The organism is Streptomyces orinoci (genome assembly GCF_003121295.1).
Lineage (GTDB): Bacteria > Actinomycetota > Actinomycetes > Streptomycetales > Streptomycetaceae > Streptomyces > Streptomyces orinoci.
In genome coordinates this window covers 191,125-208,839 of the sequence record NZ_PHNC01000011.1, presented here as the reverse complement: position 1 = coordinate 208,839, position 17,715 = coordinate 191,125, and the positions used below count along the sequence as shown (strand labels likewise).

Annotated in this window: 10 protein-coding genes and 1 pseudogene; 1 reads left to right on the top strand and 10 read right to left on the bottom strand. The window is 71.8% G+C overall.

Annotated elements, in window-relative coordinates; genetic code table 11:
- Positions 1 to 161: 161 nt before the first annotated feature.
- From CV755_RS09615 to CV755_RS09595, 5 genes are all read right to left on the bottom strand, one after another.
- Positions 162 to 1,382: a cytochrome P450 gene (locus tag CV755_RS09615; protein ID WP_109279742.1), complete on the bottom strand. Its 1,221-nt coding sequence runs from the start codon at positions 1,380 to 1,382 to the stop codon at positions 162 to 164.
- A gap of 49 nt (positions 1,383 to 1,431) precedes the next feature.
- Positions 1,432 to 3,543, bottom strand: coding sequence for an aminodeoxychorismate synthase component I (pabB, locus tag CV755_RS09610; protein WP_109279741.1), 2,112 nt, complete (start codon positions 3,541 to 3,543; stop codon positions 1,432 to 1,434).
- 10 nt (positions 3,544 to 3,553) lie between these two features.
- Positions 3,554 to 8,920: a type I polyketide synthase gene (locus CV755_RS09605; RefSeq protein ID WP_435881487.1), complete on the bottom strand. Its 5,367-nt coding sequence runs from the start codon at positions 8,918 to 8,920 to the stop codon at positions 3,554 to 3,556.
- 379 nt (positions 8,921 to 9,299) lie between these two features.
- Positions 9,300 to 10,364, bottom strand: coding sequence for a 3-deoxy-7-phosphoheptulonate synthase (gene aroF / locus CV755_RS09600; protein ID WP_109279739.1), 1,065 nt, complete (start codon positions 10,362 to 10,364; stop codon positions 9,300 to 9,302).
- A gap of 36 nt (positions 10,365 to 10,400) precedes the next feature.
- A complete protein-coding gene (locus CV755_RS09595) occupies positions 10,401 to 11,417 on the bottom strand; it encodes a 4-aminobenzoate N-oxygenase (RefSeq protein WP_109279738.1) in 1,017 nt (338 codons plus the stop codon).
- A gap of 280 nt (positions 11,418 to 11,697) precedes the next feature.
- On the opposite strand from CV755_RS09595, the gene CV755_RS09590 reads away from it, so the two are divergent.
- Entirely contained in the window at positions 11,698 to 13,200 is a 1,503-nt protein-coding gene (locus CV755_RS09590; RefSeq protein ID WP_109279737.1) for an AMP-binding protein, read from the top strand.
- On the opposite strand, the gene CV755_RS09585 is transcribed toward CV755_RS09590, so the two are convergent.
- From CV755_RS09585 to CV755_RS37130, 5 genes and pseudogenes are all read right to left on the bottom strand, one after another.
- Positions 13,197 to 13,550, bottom strand: a complete 354-nt coding sequence (locus tag CV755_RS09585; RefSeq protein ID WP_241561083.1) for an ArsR/SmtB family transcription factor — start codon at positions 13,548 to 13,550, stop codon at positions 13,197 to 13,199. The two genes, CV755_RS09590 and CV755_RS09585, sit on opposite strands and share 4 nt — an antisense overlap.
- 466 nt (positions 13,551 to 14,016) lie before the next feature.
- Positions 14,017 to 14,277: a hypothetical protein gene (locus CV755_RS09580; protein WP_153068628.1), complete on the bottom strand. Its 261-nt coding sequence runs from the start codon at positions 14,275 to 14,277 to the stop codon at positions 14,017 to 14,019.
- A 338-nt stretch (positions 14,278 to 14,615) separates the two neighbouring features.
- Positions 14,616 to 14,885 carry a hypothetical protein gene (locus CV755_RS34160; protein ID WP_153068627.1) on the bottom strand — a complete coding sequence of 90 codons (270 nt, stop codon included), beginning with the start codon at positions 14,883 to 14,885 and terminating at the stop codon, positions 14,616 to 14,618.
- 174 nt (positions 14,886 to 15,059) lie between these two features.
- The gene (locus CV755_RS09575; RefSeq protein ID WP_109279734.1) at positions 15,060 to 17,006 is read right to left on the bottom strand and encodes an MFS transporter; all 1,947 of its coding nucleotides are present in this window, start codon (positions 17,004 to 17,006) and stop codon (positions 15,060 to 15,062) included.
- 131 nt (positions 17,007 to 17,137) lie between these two features.
- Positions 17,138 to 17,662 (bottom strand): annotated as a pseudogene (locus CV755_RS37130) (IS982 family transposase); the annotation flags it as partial.
- Between the last annotated feature and the right edge of the window lie 53 nt (positions 17,663 to 17,715).

Genomic DNA, 17,715 nt, shown 5'->3' with positions numbered 1-17,715 from the left:
CCGCGACCGGCTCCCGGCTCGCCGCCTGGGCGGTCCGCAGGCGTTCACGGGTCTGCACCAGTTCGGCGGTGAGCCGCTTGAGGTAGTCGAGCGTCTTGTCGTCCTTGGTCATGTCGAATTTCGCTGCCCTTCAACCGGAGTTGAGATATCCGATGGCTCGCTCAGGCGCCGAAGCGCAGTGGCAGGACGTCCGGGCCGGAGACGCCGGTCTCCGGGCGCCAGCTGATCTCCCCGGTGATCCGCGGCGGGTCCAGCCGGGCGGTCAGCACCTGGAGGGCCTCGGCGATCTCCACCCGGGCCAGCGCGGCGCCCAGGCAGAAGTGGGCGCCGCCGCCGAAGGCCAGGGTGCCCGCCTCGCGTTTGACGGTGATGTCGAAGGCGTCGCCGTCGGTGAACACCCTGGGGTCGCGCTGGGCGGAGTGGGCGCACAGCCAGACCGGGGTGCCGGCCGGTATGTGCAGTCCGTTCATCTCGAAGTCCTCGGCGGCGGACTTGGTGGCCACCACGGTGGTGGTGGGGGCCCAGCGCAGCACCTCCTCCACCGCCTGCGGGGCCAGTTCGGGCCGCTCGCGCAGCAGCAGCCACTGTCCGGGGTGGGCGGCGAACGCCACCATGGCGTGGCCGAGTTGGTGGCTGGTGGTCTGGAATCCGGCCACCAGCAGGGTGGCCACCAGGGTGCGCAGTTCGTCCTCGTCCAGCGCGTTCTGCTCCCGCTGGGCGCGCAGGATGTCGGAGAGCAGGTCGTCGCCGGGGTTGGCGCGCAGCTTGGGGAAGACGGTGTCGAAGTAGGCGTACATCCCGCTCAGCGCCTCCTCCACCCGGTTGACCAGGCTGAGGTCGCCGAGCGCCGCCACCAGGTTGGTCTCCTTGCACCAGTGGCCGACGGTGGCCTGGTCCTCCTGCGGGAAGCCCAGCAGTTCACAGACCACGGCGGCGGGCAGCGGGTCGGCGAAGGCCGCCACGAAGTCGCAGTCACCGGCGGTGGCCAGTTCCCCGGCCAGCCGCTCGGCGGTGTCCCGGATGAACGGGCGCAGCGCGGTGATCCGGCGGGAGGTGAAGGCATGGGTGACCAGGCCGCGCAGCCTGCGGTGGTCGGGGCCCTCCAGGCTCTGCATAAAGTCGCGCATAAAGTCGCGGACGATGCCGCTGGGCGGCCCGACCAGGTCCACCACATCGCGGAAGCCGGAGACCAGCCGGGCGTCCCTGGAGAGGCTGTGTGCCTCGGCGTACCTCAGCACCAGGAGTCCCATGGGGGTCCGGGCGATCCAGGACTTCTCCCGGGCGGCGGCCACCTCGGGCGAGTCCCAGGCGAAGCCGGGCGAGATGATGTCCAGGAACGGCAGGTCCTGCCAGGGGGATTCGGTGGTCGGGGCGGTAGACATACACGGTCCTTCGCTCAAGGGTGCGGCCTGCTGCCGCACCGCATGGTGATCAGTGGGACTTGGCGCCTTCTTGGACCCGGCTGGGACCGCCGGACCGGCCCGTGGTGGCCAGCAGGGCGTACGCCCGTACCAGCGCCCGGCCCTTGAGGACCACTTCGTCGAACTCGTCGTCCGGGTCGGAGTCCAGGACGATGGCGCCGCCGGTGCCGATGACCGTGCCGGCCGGGGTGGTCACGGCGGTGCGGATGACGATATTGAGGTCGGCGCCGCCGCCCAGGCCGAAGTAGCCGATGGTGCCGGAGTAGACGCCCCGGGCGTCGGGTTCCAGGCGGTCGATGATGGCCATGGTGCGCAGCTTGGGGGCGCCGGTCATCGAGCCGCCGGGGAAGCAGGCCCGTACACAGGCGACCGGGTCCACATCGCGCCTGAGGCGGCCGCGGACGGTGGTGACCAGCTGGTGGACGGTGGCATAGGTCTCGGTGACCATATAGGCGGGGACTTCGACGGAGCCCACCTCGCAGACCCGGCCGAGGTCATTGCGGAGCAGATCGACGATCATCAGGTTCTCGGCCCGGGTCTTGGCCGAGGCGGTGAGGGAGTTGCGGAGTTCCTCGTCGGCGGCCGGGTCCTTGCCGCGGGGCGCCGTGCCCTTGATCGGTTTGCTTTCCACGGTGCCCTCGCGGTCGATCCGCAGAAAGCGTTCCGGGGAGGAGCACACCACGGAGAGCTCGCCCAGCCGCAGATAGGCGGCGTAGGGGGCGGGGTTGAGCTCGCGCAGCAGCAGATGGAAGGCGAGCGGGTCGCGCAGGGCGGGCAGGCGTATTCGGTTGGTCAGGCAGATCTCATAGCTTTCGCCATTGCGCAGTTGCTCCAGGCAGTCGGCGATGTCCCGGGCGTAGTCGGCGCGTTGGCGGGCCGGGGCCGCGTCGCCGCCGGGCCCGTCCGCGGCCGGCGGCGCGGGCGCGGGCGCGGTGAGGGTACGGGCCCGGCGGGCGGTGGCGGCCACCCAGGCGCGGGCCTCCTCGGTCTCCTCGGTCCCGCCGGTGGTCAGGGCCAGCACATAGGTCCGGGCCTCCTGGTGGTCCACCGCCACCAGCCGGTCGGCGAACATCCATACCGCGTCCGCGGTCTGGGCGGTGTGGACATTGGGGCTGCCGCACTCGGCCTTGAGTTCATAGCCGAAGTAGCCGACATAGCCGCCATTGAGGTCGAAGGGCAGGCCGGGGGTGGTGAGGCGGCGGGCGCGCAGGCGTCGCTGGAGCACCTCGAAGACGGTGCCGTCCTCGGTCCGCCGGCCGGTGCGGTCGCGGACCGTCACGGTGTCCTCGCCGGTGCGGTAGGTGAGGGTCTCGGCGAGCGGTCCGGAGTCGTCGCCGAGGAAGGAGAACCTGCCCCGTCCGGTGGCCGCGGTGCCGCTGTCCAGCCAGAAGCCGTGCCCGCTCGCGGCGAAGAGGGTGGTGAACAGTGCGGCGGTGTCCACCGCCCGGTCGATGACCTCGATCACCGGCCGGAGTTCGGGGCCGGTGCCGGGGGTGTGTTCGCGCGGCGCCCAGCGGGCGGGTTCCAGGGGCGCGGCGGCGTAGTGGCGTCCGGTCAGTTCGGCGAAGTTGCGGATGAGCTGGGCACCCCACTCGCTGGCGATGGACTCCGGGTGGAACTGCAGTCCCCAGCGGGGCAGCGTGCGGTGCCGCAGGGCCATCACGGTGCCGTCCTCGGCCCAGGCGGTGGCCCGGAGGACCTCCGGCAGCGGTTCGGTGACCCGGAGCGAGTGGTAACGCACCGCGGTGAAGTGCTGCGGCAGCCCGTCGAAGAGGTCCTGGGCCTCATGGCGGACCCGGGTCAGATGGCCGTGCCGGGGCGTTCCGCGCTCCACCCGGGCGCCGTGGTGGTGGGCGATCGCCTGATGCCCCAGGCACACCCCGAGCACCGGGACCTCGGCCCAGCGCTCCAGCACCTGCCGGCAGAAGCCGAGGTCGGCGGGGCGCTGGGGGCGGCCCGGACCCGGTGAGATCACCACGCCGTCGAACATCGCCGGGTCCAGTTCCGGCCAGGACGGGTCGTCGTTGACCAGCACCGTCGGCTCCTTGCCGTAGACCCGGGCCAGGAGCTGGAACAGGTTGTAGGTGTAGGAGTCATAGTTGTCGATCAGCAGCACGCTCATCGGGACGTCCTCACTCGCCGAGCTGGTGGTCGATAAAGTCCAGGACTTCCTCCAGGGAGGCCGAGTTGAGCCGCTCGATGACCTGGTCCGCCTGGTCCGGGCCCGGTTGGCCGTCGGGTGCGGTGGGTGCCGGGGCGGGGTCCGGCAGCAGCAGGGTGCGCAAATACCGGCTGAGCGCGGCCGGGTTGGGGTGGTCGAAGACCAGGGTGGCGGGCAGCCGCCGGCCGGTGGCGGCGCCCAGCCGGTTGCGCAGTTGCAGGGCGCGCAGTGAGTCGAAGCCGATGTCGGAGAAGGGGCGCCGCTCCGCCACGGCGCGGGGGTCGTCATAGCCCAGTACGGCCGCGATATGGCCGCGCACCACACCGAGCAGCAGGGCGTCGCGTTCGGCCTCCGGGGTGGCGGCCAGCCGGGCGGCCAGATCCTCACCCGCCGGTTCGGGGGCCTCGGCGGCGCCGGCACGGCGGGCGGGGGTACGGGCCGTCAGGCCGCGCAGCAGCGGCGGAATGCCGTCCGGAGCACCGGAGTTGAGAGCGGTGATATCCAGGCCGAGCGGGAAGACCACGGGTTCGCCGGTGGCGCGGGCCTGGTCGAACAGGGCGAGCCCCTCCTCGTCGGTGAGCGGCCGGACGCCGGTGCGGGCGATCAGCCGGGCGTCGGTGTCGCTGAGCGCGCCGGTCAGCCCGGAGCGGGTGGCCCACATCCCCCAGCCCATGGACACTCCGGGCAGCCCGGTGCCCCGGCGCCGCTGCACCAGCGCGTCCACAAAGGCGTTGGCCGCGGCGTAACCGGCCTGTCCGGCCGGCCCCAGCACCCCGGAGAGCGAGGAGAAGGCCAGCAGCGGCACCCGGGCCCGGGCCGTCAGCCGGTGCAGTTGCCAGGCCGCCTCCGCCTTGGGGCGCAGCACCCGGTCCAGGCGCTGTGGGGTCTGTGCCGCCAGCACTCCGTCGTCCAGGGCCCCGGCCAGATGCGCCACGGCCGCCAGCGGATGCTCCTGGGGGATGCCGTCCAGCACCCGCTCCAGTACGGCCGGGTCCGCGGCGTCGCCCTTCACCACCTGGACGTTGGCGCCTTGCGCTAGCAACTCGCCGACGAATTCCCTGACTTCGGCACTGTCGCCGCCCGACCGCGACAGGATCACCAGCCGCCGGGCGCCATGCGTGGTCACCAGGTGCCGGACCACCAGACGGCCCAGGGTGCCCAGTCCGCCGGTCACCAGTACCGTGCCATCGGCGGGCCAGGCCGGGCCGCCGGGCCCGTCGGTGGCGGTCACCCGCGCCAGCCGGGGCACCAGCAGGGCGCCGTCGCGCACCGCGGCCTGTGCCTCGCCGGCGTGCACGGCGGCGGCGACGGCGGCCCGGGACCGCCCCGGGTCGTCGGTGTCCACCAGGCCGATGCGGTCCGGGTATTCGGCTTGCGCCGAGCGCACCAGTCCCCAGACCGCGGCGAGCGCGGGGTCGGGCAGTGCGCCGGGGGTGGCCGCGACGGCGCCCTGGGTGAGCACCACCAGCCGGGTGCCGGCCAGCCGTTCCTCGGCCGCCCAGTCCTGGATGGCGGCCAGGGTGCGGTGCAGGGCGGCGCGGGCCGCGGTGAACGGGTCGGTGCCCTCGGGGGTGGCCGGTTCCGCGAGCACGATGACGGGGGGTACGGCGGCGCCGGCGTCCAACTCGGCCCGCAGGGCGGCCAGATCGCGGTATGGCCGGCCGTCCGGCGGCTGAGCGGGCGGCGCCCCGGCGCCCACCCAGGCCCAGCCCGTCAGGTCCGGGCCCGCCGGGTGTTCCGGCGCCTGACGCCGCCACTCCAGGCGCAGCAGTGCCGTGCCCGCGGTACCCGCCGCCCGGTGCAGGGCCTCGGCGGTCACCGGGCGCATGCCCAGGGTGCCGACCGAGAGGACCGGGTGTCCCAGCGGGTCCATGGCGGTGAGCGTCAGGGACTGCGGGCCGGTGAAGCTCAGCCGGGCCCTGAGGCGGGTGGCGCCGGCGGTGTACAGTGCCACGCCGCTCCAGGAGAACGGCAGCCGGGTCAGGGGCTCCGCGCCGGACGGTCCGGCCAGCGCGGCCGCGTGCAGGGCGGCATCGAAGAGGGCGGGGTGCAGGCCGTAGCGGCCGGACTCACCGGCGCTGTCCGGGAGTTCGGCCTCCAGGCAGAGGTCGTCCGCCAGGCGCCAGAGGCGTTTGAGGCCCTGGAAGGCGGGGCCGTAGTGCAGTCCGGTCTTGGCCAGTTGGCGGTAGCAGTCGTCGAGGTCGATCTCGCGGGCGCCGGTGGGTGGCCAGGGGCCGGGGTCCTGCCGGGGGTGCCCGCCGCCGGGGGCCAGGGTGCCTTCCGCGTGCCGGGTCCATGGCTCGTCGGCCCCGGCGTCCTCGGGGCGGGAGGAGAGGATGAGGGCGCGCCGCCCGGTGCCGTCGGGTCCGCCCACGCTCAACTGGATCCGTACGGTGCCCTGTTCGGGCAGGATCAGCGGGGCCTGGAGGACCAGCTCCTCCAGCATCGCCCGGCCGGTGCACTCGGCCCCCGCCCGCAGGGCCGCTTCCACCAGTGCGGTGCCGGGCACCACCAGGACGTCGGCCACCGCATGGTCGGCCAGCCAGGGGTGGGTGGCCAGGGAGAGCGTTCCGGTGAAGAGGGTGCCTCCGCCGCCGTCCGCCAGGGGGATGGCGGCGCCCAGCAGGGGGTGGTCGATGCCGTCCAGGCCGGCCGTGGTGACATCGGCGGCGGGCGGGGCCGCGTCCTCAAGCCAGTAGCGGCGCCGCTGGAAGGCGTAGCACGGCAGGTCGGCGGGCCGGGGATCGGTGTGGGCGAAGGCCGGTGACCAGTCCACGGCGACCCCGTGCACATGGGCCTCGGCCACCGCGGTCAGCAGCCGGGCCGGGCCGCCCTCGTTGCGCCGCAGGGACTCCACGGTCAGTACCTCGTCGGCGCCCGCCTCCTCGGCGGTCTCCTGGATGCCGGGGGTGAGCACCGGGTGCGGGCTCATCTCCAGGAAGGTGGTGTGGCCGTCGGCCAGCAGCCGGCGGACGGTGCGGTCGAACTGGACGGTGTCCCGGAGGTTGCGCACCCAGTAGCCGGTGTCCAGGGCCGTGGTGTCCAGGGGTTCACCGGAGACGGTGGAGTAGAAGGGCACGGTGGCCGGCCGGGGCCGGATGCCGGACAGTTCGGTCAGCAGGGTATCCCGGATCTCCTCCACCTGGGCCGAGTGCGAGGCGTAGTCCACCGGTATCCGGCGGGCCCGTATCCCCTCGGCCTCGAAGGCGGCCAGCGCTTCGCCAAGGGCTCCGGGATCGCCCGAAATCACCAGCGAGCGCGGCCCGTTGACCGCCGCCACCGACACCGCCCCGCCCCAGCGCTCCAGGGTCCGCAGCACCTGCCCGGCGGGGGCGGCGACCGAGACCATCCCGCCGCGCCCGGACAGCACCCGCAGGGCCCGGCTGCGCAGGGCCACCACCCGGGCCGCGTCCTCGAGGGAGAGTGCGCCCGCCACCCGGGCCGCGGCGATCTCGCCCTGGGAGTGGCCGGCCACCGCCGAGGGCTCCACCCCGAAGGAGCGCCAGAGGGCGGCCAGCGAGACCATTACCGCGAACAGGGCGGGCTGCACCACATCGACCCGGTCCAGGGTGGGCGCGCCGGACTCGCCGCGCAGCACCTTGGCCAGCGACCAGTCGGTGTGGGGCGCCAGGCTCCGGCCGCATTCCTTGATGGACTCCCGGAACACCGGGTAGCAGCTCATCAACTCGGCGGCCATGCCCGGCCATTGGGACCCCTGGCCGGGGAAGACAAAGGCGAGCCGGTCCCGGGGGACGGCCGTCGCCCGGGCCACCCGGGGGCCCTGGTCGCCTTCGGCGAGGGCGGTCAGACGGGCGATGGCCTCCGCGCGGTCCGCGGCCACCACCACGGCCCGGTCGGTCAGGGTCGCCCGGGTGGTGGCCAGGGAGTAGGCCAGGTCGGCGTCGGGCGCCGCGGGACCGGCCCGCAGGAAGTCCGCCAGCCGCCGGGCCTGGGCCCGCAGGCCCGCCGCACCGTGTCCGGAGACCGGCCAGGGCAGCGGGCGCGGTTCGCCGTCCGCCTCGGGCGCGTGGGGGCGCTCGGGCTCGGGTGCGGCCTGCTCCAGGATGATGTGGGCGTTGGTGCCGCCCACGCCGAAGGAGGAGACCGCGGCCCGGCGCGGCCGGCCGTCCGCCGGCCAGTCCCGGGCCTCGGTCAGCAGCTCCACCGCGCCGGAGGTCCAGTCCACATGCGGGGTGGGCTCGGTGATGTGCAGGCTGCGCGGCAGCACCCCGTGCCGCATCGCCATCACCATCTTGATGACGCCGGCGGCACCGGCGGCGGCCTGGGTGTGGCCGATATTGGACTTCAACGAGCCCAGCCACAGCGGGCGTCCGGCCGGGCGGCCCTGGCCGTAGGTGGCCAGCAGGGCCTGGGCCTCGATGGGGTCCCCCAGCCGGGTTCCGGCGCCATGGGCGTCCACGGCGTCCACCTCGGCGGTGGTCAGCCCGGCGTGGGCGAGGGCCTGGCGGATGACCCGCTGCTGGGCGGGGCCGTTGGGGGCGGTCAGTCCGTTGGAGGCCCCGTCCTGGTTGACCGCCGAGCCCCGGACCACGGCCAGCACCCGGTGGCCATGGCGCCGGGCGTCGGACAGCCGCTCCAGCAGCAGTACGCCCACGCCCTCCGACCAGCTGCTGCCGGCCGCGTCCGCCGAGAAGGAGCGGCAGCGGCCGTCCGGGGCGAGGCCGCGCTGGCGGCTGAACTCGATATAGCCCCAGGGGGTGGCCATCACGGTGGCGCCGCCGGCCACGGCCAGGGTGCACTCGCCCTTGCGCAGTGACTGGGCGGCCAGGTGCATTGCCACCAGGGAGGAGGAGCAGGCGGTGTCCACGGTGACCGCGGGCCCCTCGAAGCCGAAGGTATAGGCCAGGCGGCCGGAGGCCACACTGGGCATGCTGCCCACCACCCGGTAGCCCTCGGCGCCGGGCGGCACCCGGCGGATGCGGGCGCCGTACTCGCTGTACATCAGGCCGACGAACACTCCGGTGCGGCTGCCGCGCAGCGAGGTGGGATCGATACGGGCGTCCTCCACCGCCTTCCAGGTGGTCTCCAGCAGCAGCCGGTGCTGAGGGTCGATGGTCACCGCCTCGCCGGGGCTGATGGCGAAGAAGCCGGCGTCGAAGTCGGGCGCGTCATAGAGGAATCCGGCGTGCCGGGTGACGGTGGTGCCCAAGTGGTCGGGATCGGGGTGCTGTTGGACGGTCCAGCCGCGGTCCTCGGGGAACTCGGAGATGGCGTCGGTCCCGTTGTGCACCAGCCGCCACAGGCCTTCCGGCGAGCGGACGTCTCCGGGCAGCCGGCAGCCCATGCCCACGATGGCGATGGGTTCCTCCGCCTCCATCTGTCCGTTGGCGCCGCCGGGTCCGGCGGGCTCGTCCAGCAGCAGGGCGCACAGCCGCCCGGCCAGCGCGCCGGGGGTGGGGTAGTCGAAGACCACGGTGGCAGGCAGCGGCAGGCCGGTCGCCTCGCTCAGCCGCTCCCGCAGCCGGCCGGCGGCCCGGCCGCGTACTCCCTGTGCGCCGAAGGCCCGGCCGGGGTCCAGTGGCAGGGGGCCGGGCCGGTCCAGGGCCTCGGCGGCCGCGGCGCGGATCAGCTCCAGCAGCAGACGGTGCCGCTCCGCCTCCTTGGCGGTGGCCAGCCGCCGGCGTATCCCGTTCAACTCCATGGTTGCTTCCTTCCTGGCAGGGCGGGGGTCGGCGGGAGCGGTTCGGTGACCCCGGTCATCGGCCGGCCATCGCGGGGTCCGCGGCCGGCCGATCGGGGCCGAGGCTGTGCAGCAGCCGGCCGGTGCGGTCCACCAGCGCGCCGAACTCCTCGGCGGTGATGGCCTGTTCGCCGTCGCACAGCGCGGTGCTGGCGTCCTGGTGGACGTCCACCATCACCCCGTCGGCGCCGGCCACCGCGGCGGCCGCGGCCAGCGGGGCCACCAGGTCGCTGCGCCCGCAGGCGTGGCTGGGATCGACCAGCACCGGCAGGTGGCTCAGCCGCTTCACCAGGGACACCGCGCTGATGTCCAGGGTGAAGCGGGTGGAGTTCTCAAAGGTGCGCACCCCGCGTTCGCACAGCAGCACCCGGGAGTTGCCGGCCGCCAGCAGGTATTCGGCGCTGTGCAGCCACTCCTGGACGGTGCAGCCGAACCCCCGCTTGAGCAGCACCGCGCGGCCGGTCAGCGCCGCCTCGCGCAGCAGGGCGAAGTTCTGGGCGTTGCGGGCGCCGATCTGCAGCACTTGGGCGACCTCGGCCACCGTCTCCGCCTGGGCCGGGTCCACCACCTCGGTGACCACGGGCAGTCCGGTGGCGGCGGAGACCTCGCCCAGCATCCGCAGCCCGTCCCGCCCCAGGCCCTGGAAGGAGTAGGGCGAGGTACGCGGCTTGAAGGCGCCGCCGCGCAGCAGTTGGGCCCCGCGGGCCCGGACTTCCTTGGCCGCCAGGGCCAGTTGGTCCTCGCTCTCCACGGCGCAGGGTCCGGCGATCCAGGTGAAGCGGCCGCCGCCCACGCTCCAGTCGTCGGACACCGGCACGGCGGTGGGCTCGCCGGCGGCCGCCAGGCTGCCCAGCGGTGGTGAGCCGGCGCTGTCCACGACCGTCTCCACCGCCCTGGTGGCACGCAGCACGGTGAGGAACCGCTGCCCTTCCGGCGAGGCCGCGGCGAGGTCGGGGAAGGTGATCAGGGTGCGGTGGCCGACCCGGCAGCGGAACGAGCGGTGGCCCCGGTGCCGCCAGCCGGCGACCAGCCGGCTCTGCTCATCGGTCAGCACGTCGGGACGGAAGCGAGCGACGATCATCAGGCACCTTTCTGCGGGCTGACCGGCTGCCGGTGCTCAGCGAAGAGCCCCGTCGGCGGGCGACCACTCGGGCCGCTCCGGGAAGTCGAAGTCGATCTCATGGGCCAGTCCCAGCTGCTGGACCAGCCGCTGGGCACCGGAGAAGTCACGGACCAGCCGCCGCCCGGTGGAGCTCGTCCGCAGATCGCCCGTGATCTCCTCCGCCCCCGCCACCCCGGCGGCGGCCAGCTCCAGCCGGAGGATGGACAGATCCTGCTCGGCGAAGGCCTCCAGGGCCGGCGGCAGACAGCGGATCACGGTCCGGCGCTGTGCGGCGTTCATCCGGGCGTACAGCTCCCTGACCACCTCCACCACCACCGAGCCGTGCGCGGTCTCGTCCCTCAGGTGCAAGGTGGTGATCAGGGAGTGCATGGGCTGGATCCCGGTGTCCCGGGCCAGCAGCGCCAGCAGGGCGTTGATACAGGTCTCGGCCATGGCGCCCCAGACCAGCACGGCGACGTCCCGTTCCCAGCGTTCCGGCATGGCCGCCAGGGTCTGCCGCAGCCGCCGGTAGGTGATCAGTTCGGGCTGTGCCGGGCGGCTGCGCACCTGGCGCAGCTCGCGGGCCCGGTCGATGGCCAGCATATGCATATAGGTGTGGAACGACTCGTCCACCAGGGCCTGTTGCACCCCCTGGCGGATCAGGGGGTCGTCGCTGCCCGGGAACACCCCGCGCATCACCAGGCCGAAGGCGGGCTCGGCGATGAGCTGTTCGGTGGCGATGACGCGTTCGTTGTAGCCGATCCACATGCCGGTGAGCACCCGCTGCCGCTGCTCGGGGGCGGCGGCCAGGAACAGCGGGTGCTCGGCGAAGGGCACGATGCCCAGCGGGTAGTCCGGTATGGAGGGGTCGAACTCGGCGTGGTCCCGCAGGATTTCGGACCTGGAGGTCACCGCCGCCCGCCGGGGCCAGGCCCGTACCAGCCGGCTGAGGGTGGCGCTGTCGATGCCCCGCTCATCGGCCCAGCCCCGGGCGGCCCAGGTGGTCACCCCGTCCGCCTGCGCTTCTCGCATCGTCTCTCCCGACCTTGTCCAGCCTTGTTCCGGCCTCGTCCAAGCCTTGTCCGGCTTCGTCCGGGCCCCGTCCGGACCCGTCCGCCTTGGCGCCGGCCGGCCGTCCGCACGTGCCGTCGCATCGTCGCTGGCCGCTCTTGGCGGATTCTTGGAGGCCACTTGGCGGCGCCCGGACGAGGCTTCTGGATGCCGGGCGGGGATGCCAAGATGGGCCCGGGATCACGGCGGCGCGGGCCGGACCCTCCCCCACTTCCCCGGTACTCCCGTCGGAGGGCACAGCATGCTCGTTCCGCTCACCATGGCCGACTTCCTCGACCGCGCGGAGGCAACGGCCTTCGGCCGCACCGCCGTTGTGGACGAGCCGGGTCAACTGCCCACCACCACCTATGGGGAGCTGCTGCACCGGATACGGGCCTGGCAGGCCGGGCTGGACGCGCTGGGCATAGGCGAGGGCGAGCGGGTGGCGGTGGTCGGCCCCAACTCGGCCCGGCTGCTGGAGCTGCTCTATGCGGTCCCGGCCAGTGGCCGGATCTGTGTGCCGGTGAACCACCGGCTCGCCCCCGAGGAGATCGGCTACATTCTGCGCCAGTGCGATGCCTCGGTGGTCTTCACCGACCCCGAGGCCGAGGCGCGGCTGGGCTCGCTGGGCGGGCCCAAGCGGTTTGTCCTGGGCGAGCAGACCGAGACCCAGGTGATGGGCTTCGGCACCGAGCCCCGCCCCTGGTCCCGGCCGGACGAGAACGCGGTGGCGACCCTCAACTACACCTCCGGCACCTCCGCCCGGCCCAAGGGCGTCGCCCTGACCCACCGGAGCATCTGGCTCAACGCCATGACCTTCGGGGTGCACGCCCGGATCTGGGAGGGCGATGTCTATCTGCACACCCTGCCCGCCTTCCACTGCAACGGCTGGGGGGCGCCCTTCCTGCTCGCCGGGCTGGGCGCCAAGCAGGTGGTGCTGCGCCGGATCGACGGCCCGGAGATCCTGCGCCGGGTCAGGGAACACGGGGTGACCCTGGCCTTCGGCGCGCCCGCGGTATGGGACGTGGTGCTCCGGGCGGCCCGGGACTGGCCGGGCCGGATACCCGGCCATGGGACGATGCGGGTGGTCTGCGCCGGGGCGCCGGTGCGGGCGGAGCTGGTCGCCCGGGTGGAGGAGGAGCTGGGCTGGGAGTTCCTCCAGGTCTACGGCCTCACCGAGACCACCCTGCTCACCTTCAACCGCCGCCTGCCGGGCGCCCCCAGGACCGATCTGACCCGCGCGGGCGCCCCGGCCCTGGGGGTACGGCTGCGCACCGGGCCGCGGGGCGAGGTACTGGCCCGCTCCAATATGGTGCTGGACGGCTACTGGCGGGACGAGCGGGCCAACGCGGCGGCCGTCCAAGGGGGTTGGTTCCGCACCGGCGATGTGGGCGCCTTTGACGAGCGGGGCAGTCTGGCCCTGTCCGACCGGGTGAAGGATGTGATCGTCACCGGCGGGGAGAGTGTGTCCTCACTGGAGGTGGAGGACTGCCTGCTGGGCCATCCGGCGATCGCCGAGGCGGCCGTCATAGGAGTGCCGGACGAACGGTGGGGCGAGACCGTCAAGGCGCTGGTGGTACGGGCGGCCGGGGCCGAGGCCGCCGAAGCGGAGATCATCGCCCACTGCAAGGCCAACCTGGCCCGCTACAAGGCGCCCACCTCGGTGGAGTTCCGCGATTCCCTGCCCCGCACCAGCAACGGCAAGGTGCGCAAGGCGGTGCTCAGAGAGCCGTACTGGGCCGGCCAGGAGCGCCGGATCAACTAACCGTCCGCCGCCGCGAACCGGCGCCCGCAGGCCGCCAGCACACTGTCCAGCAGCCCCGGGAAGAGCGCGTCCAGATCCTCCCGCCGCAGCTCGCTCACCTTTGAAGTCCCCTGGTACTCCTGCGCGATCACCCCGCTCTCGCGCAGCACCCGGAAGTGGTGGGTGGTGGTGGACTTGCTGACCGGAAGGTCGAAGTCGGAACAGGCGTGCCCGCCGCAGTCCACCGCCAGCTTATGGACGATCTTCAGCCGCAGCGGGTCGGCCAGCGCGTGCAGCACATCCTCCAGGCGGATCTGGTCGCGGGACGGGTGGTCCAGGGGGCGCCCCGGCGCCGGCGGCTGCGTCTTCACGACTGTTCCTCGGATGAGCGGTGGCGGATGATCCACCCCCATTGTACGAAGCCATTCGTAGTTCGCCAATCATCGTAGTATGCTGCCTGGCGAACCAGATGGGATTCATCCGGTACGGAGCCTGCCGTGAGCACCTTGTTCGAGCCCTTCACCCTGCGGTCGCTGACCATCCCCAACCGCGTCTGGATGGCGCCCATGTGGGCCATGTGTGCCGACTGGCCGGCTCGGTCGAGGTGGAACGGGGCGAATTCCGACCGGCGTTGGGCCTGTTGGACGATTCACTGACTGCCTACCGGCGACTGGGCAGCAGGCGTGGCGAGGCCCTGACGCTACGCGCGATCGGCCTGGTGCACCGTGCCCGCGGGGCCTGGAGAATCAGCAGCGACCGGCGGCGCAGCACAGGCGGTACCGCCAACCGCTCCTCGGCGTCGGTGAGCACGGCCACGGCCGGATGCAGGAAACCCACTCATGTGGGGACCGGGACCGCCGGGACGTCACCTTGCGGCTCTGGCCCCCCGTGAGTTGGGATGGGGCCCTCCGCAAGAAGCATCTCCAGGCCCCGGGTACCGAAGCGGGCTTTCTCGATACGCCTGCCCTGCGGTTCCAGGCCATGGCGTTTGGCGTAGTTGACGACCCGCCGCCATTCCGCGATCTCGTCGTCATCGGGCTCGACAACGCGGACACGGCCTTCGGCGACCAGCCGCTCCACCAACTCCATCGCCTTCACGCGTCGCGCGCGAGCGACGGGCCGTTCGCTGTGAGACATCGGAGTGCGTCTTCGGCCTGTAGCGCCGCGCCGCCTGTCGCCTACCGTCGAAGGCGCGGCCTCAGCGGACACCGCCTGGTCACCGCTGTCTACAAACGCCGGGTCGTCGGGACGATGACCATGCCGAAGGTAGAAGCGGCCGGCCTCAGTGACCTCCGCACGCGTCCTCCCGCCACCCCGCCTGACTCTCAGGAGTCCACGGTCGTGCAGGGCATACGCCGACCGCCAGTCACCCGGCTCCCCGGCTGCAGGGTCTTCACCGGCTGCGAGCCGTTCGAGAAGTACACGTTGCCGTTCGTTCAGGGCGGGACCACCGATGCACGAACACCAGCCCACACCGCACCCGTACCCTGCATAGAGCCGAAAGAGTGACAGCGGGCAGTGGGAATTCCCTGGGAGTTGGGACTTCCGGCTGCAACAACGGGCACGAGCGTGAAACAGCCGAAAAACCATTCCTCCTCGACGCCATTTGGATCGACCACCTCGCCGTAAACCACCACCAGCCAGTCCCGCCCACCTCGTTGACCAGGCAGAACGCCCCTGACCAGCGTGATCACGGACAGCGCCATGAGACGCAGGAACCATCTGCGGCACACCCCGGCGCTCTCCACGAAGCTGACACGCCCCCAGGCCAGGACCCCTACCCCCCTCCCCAAGACACCACCAACCGTTCTCATTCAGCCCGCAACACCCCGGCTCACACCCAGCCCCACACCCTGCCGGCATTACCAGAAGTCAGCACGTCACCGCCGCCGGACGACAAGTGAACGATCGTGGTGGATGACCTCGAAACGGTTGTCTTCGGCCAGCCAGGAGTCAACCGCGCGCTTGGCACCCCCGTTCGTGCTGTAGTCGTCGAACATGACGACTCCCCCGCAGCTGATGTGGTCACGCAGCCGTTCGATGCACACGGCTACCGGGTCGTACCAGTCGCAGTCCACATGGGCGAACGCGACCGGGCCATCCATGATGAGCGTGTCGTAGAAAAGCCCTTTGACGAAGTGGACGTTCTCCCGCTCCACGTCGATGCCCGCTTGGCGGAAATTGATTTTCACCTGCTCGAGCATGTCCGTGGTGTGGGCAAGGCAGTTGGTCACGGCGGGTTGATCGGCTTTCTGCGCCGAAAGCTTGGAGTAGTCGTCGTGAGACATTTGGTCATCGTTTTCTCCGGGTGCGGGAATCAGGTCGTAGGAGTCGTACAGCCGCAGTTCTCGCCCGGGTGTCTTCGTCTTTGCCAGGACGATGGCCGATCCCCCGAGCGCGACGCCGGTCTCGACGAAGATGCCGGGGACATGAGATTCCTCAACACCCCGGGCGATCCGTTGAACGGTCTCGAGCTTGCCTGGGCGCATGGACCGTGTAAGTGCTCGTTCGCGAACGAAGCGGATCGTGTCGTCGATGGTCATGGTGTCTACGGATCGGGATGCTTGCGAGGCGATGTGGGGATGGCAAGGAGCGGTAGTCATCTCGATGCGCTGAGGCGGTTCGACAGGCGAAGGGCTGGCCTTTCGGTATCCACGGACGAGTCTCAAGGCGTACGCGCCCGCGGCCAGCGCGGCGAACCCGCCTACGGCGGAGATCGTGGTTCCGGCGCCGATGGTAGAGGACAGAGAGGAGACGAGCAGCGCGCCCACCGGGGTGACGCCGGTGAAGGCGAAGGCGTAAAGGCTGCCCACGAAGCCCCGCCGTCCCTCCTCGACGCCGGTGACCAACATGGCATTCGACGATGCCGCGAACACGACTCGTCCGAACCCGGCGAGAAAGAGCAGGGCTCCCACCGCCCACAGGGGAACCCCAATCCCGGCAGCGGCGAACGCGACCCCGAACAGGACGAGACCGCAGACCGTGGTGATCTCAGGAGGAACCCTGATGGTTGCCCGCACCAGTCCGCCAGCCACGGAGCCAATCCCGAACGTCGCGTTGAGCAGTGCGAGGACCTTTGGATCGTTGAGGTAGGTGTCGCGGACGAAGAGCGGCATCAGTGTGGCCACGTTGAACGAGACGAGGCTGACGAGGGCGAATAAGACAAGCAGGTCGCGGACGAGGGGTAGATGCCACACCACTCGGAAGCTCTCCCGCAAGGAGGCTCGCCTGGGCGTTTCCGCGCGGTAGTGCCCGTGAGGCAGCAGCAGGAAGGAGAGCGCGAACGTGACGGCGTCCACGGCGAAGCACAGCCCGCTGGGCGCGACGCTGAGCAACGCTCCGGCAACGGCGGGCCCCACCACCCGGCCCATACTGGATGCTGACGTCGTGGCACCCACGAACTGGGCCCGGTGCTCGTCGGAAACCAGTGCGGTCAGGTAGGAGGTGCGACTGGCGTATTCCGCGACCGCGAGAACCTGGCTGCAGGCACCGACGAGCACGAACGGCCAGAAGGCCAGCGCGCCAGGCGTGAGCGCGAGCGCTCCGGCCGCCAGCGCGAAGACCATCTGCAGGATGTTGGACAGTTGCAGGACCCGGCGAGGGTTCCGCCCGTCGACGAGCGCTCCGATCCACGGCGTGACGAGTGCGGCCGGCCCGTACCGCAGGGCCATGAAGATGCCCAACGCAAGCGTGTTCTGGGTTGCGCTGAGCACTACCCACGCCTGGGCCGTGGAGGACACATAGGTACCGGACTGCGAGAGCAGTTCCCCGAGTGTGTAGCGCGCCGTCGCGGCGTTCCACCACGTCCTGCGGGCGGTGCCGCTCACCGGCTGCCCAGTGCATTCTTGAGCGGAGCGGGAATGGCTGAGAGCATGCTGCGTCGTCCTTTCGTCGTCTCTAGACGAGTCATTCCGATGTGATCAGTGGTCGTAGACGATCAGGGATCGCATGACCAGCTGGTGTCGTTCACCGACTCGATCAACTGCCGCACCGACTTCAGCAGGGACTCGCCCTTGCGGCGTTTCTCCCGCTTGAACGACGGCCGCAGCAGCTCTGCCCCACGCTGGAGCAGATCGGCCTCGAACTCCTCGGAGGCGAAGCCCTTTCCGCGATCAGCCGCAGGCCGGGCCGACCGTCGGCCGCGAGCGGCCGCACTCGACCGGAGGGGAGCCGGTGATCCAGTGGTTGTCGAACCAGAAGTCGGTGCCCGTCGCAAGGAGTCGTATCGCTCGCTTGACCAGCGGCAGCGCTGCCCTCAGCCGCTTGTTCCAGCCTTGCGGCTTCGGCACTTATGGGAACATCTTGTCCAGGCGGGAGCGGACAAACCGCAGTCATCCGGCCTCCGAGGCGAAGCCCAGCATCGCCTGGGCAACGGCGAGGCAGACGAGCTGGTGCCGGTCAACCGCGGAGGTCGGCCCAGCCATCGGGTATCGCCGATCTTCACATAAAGCGCGGTGAGCAGGGTGTCCAGGTCGCTTGACACAAAACGATCTTGGACACCCTGTTTGCGTTGCCTGACGCACCATCAACACTGGG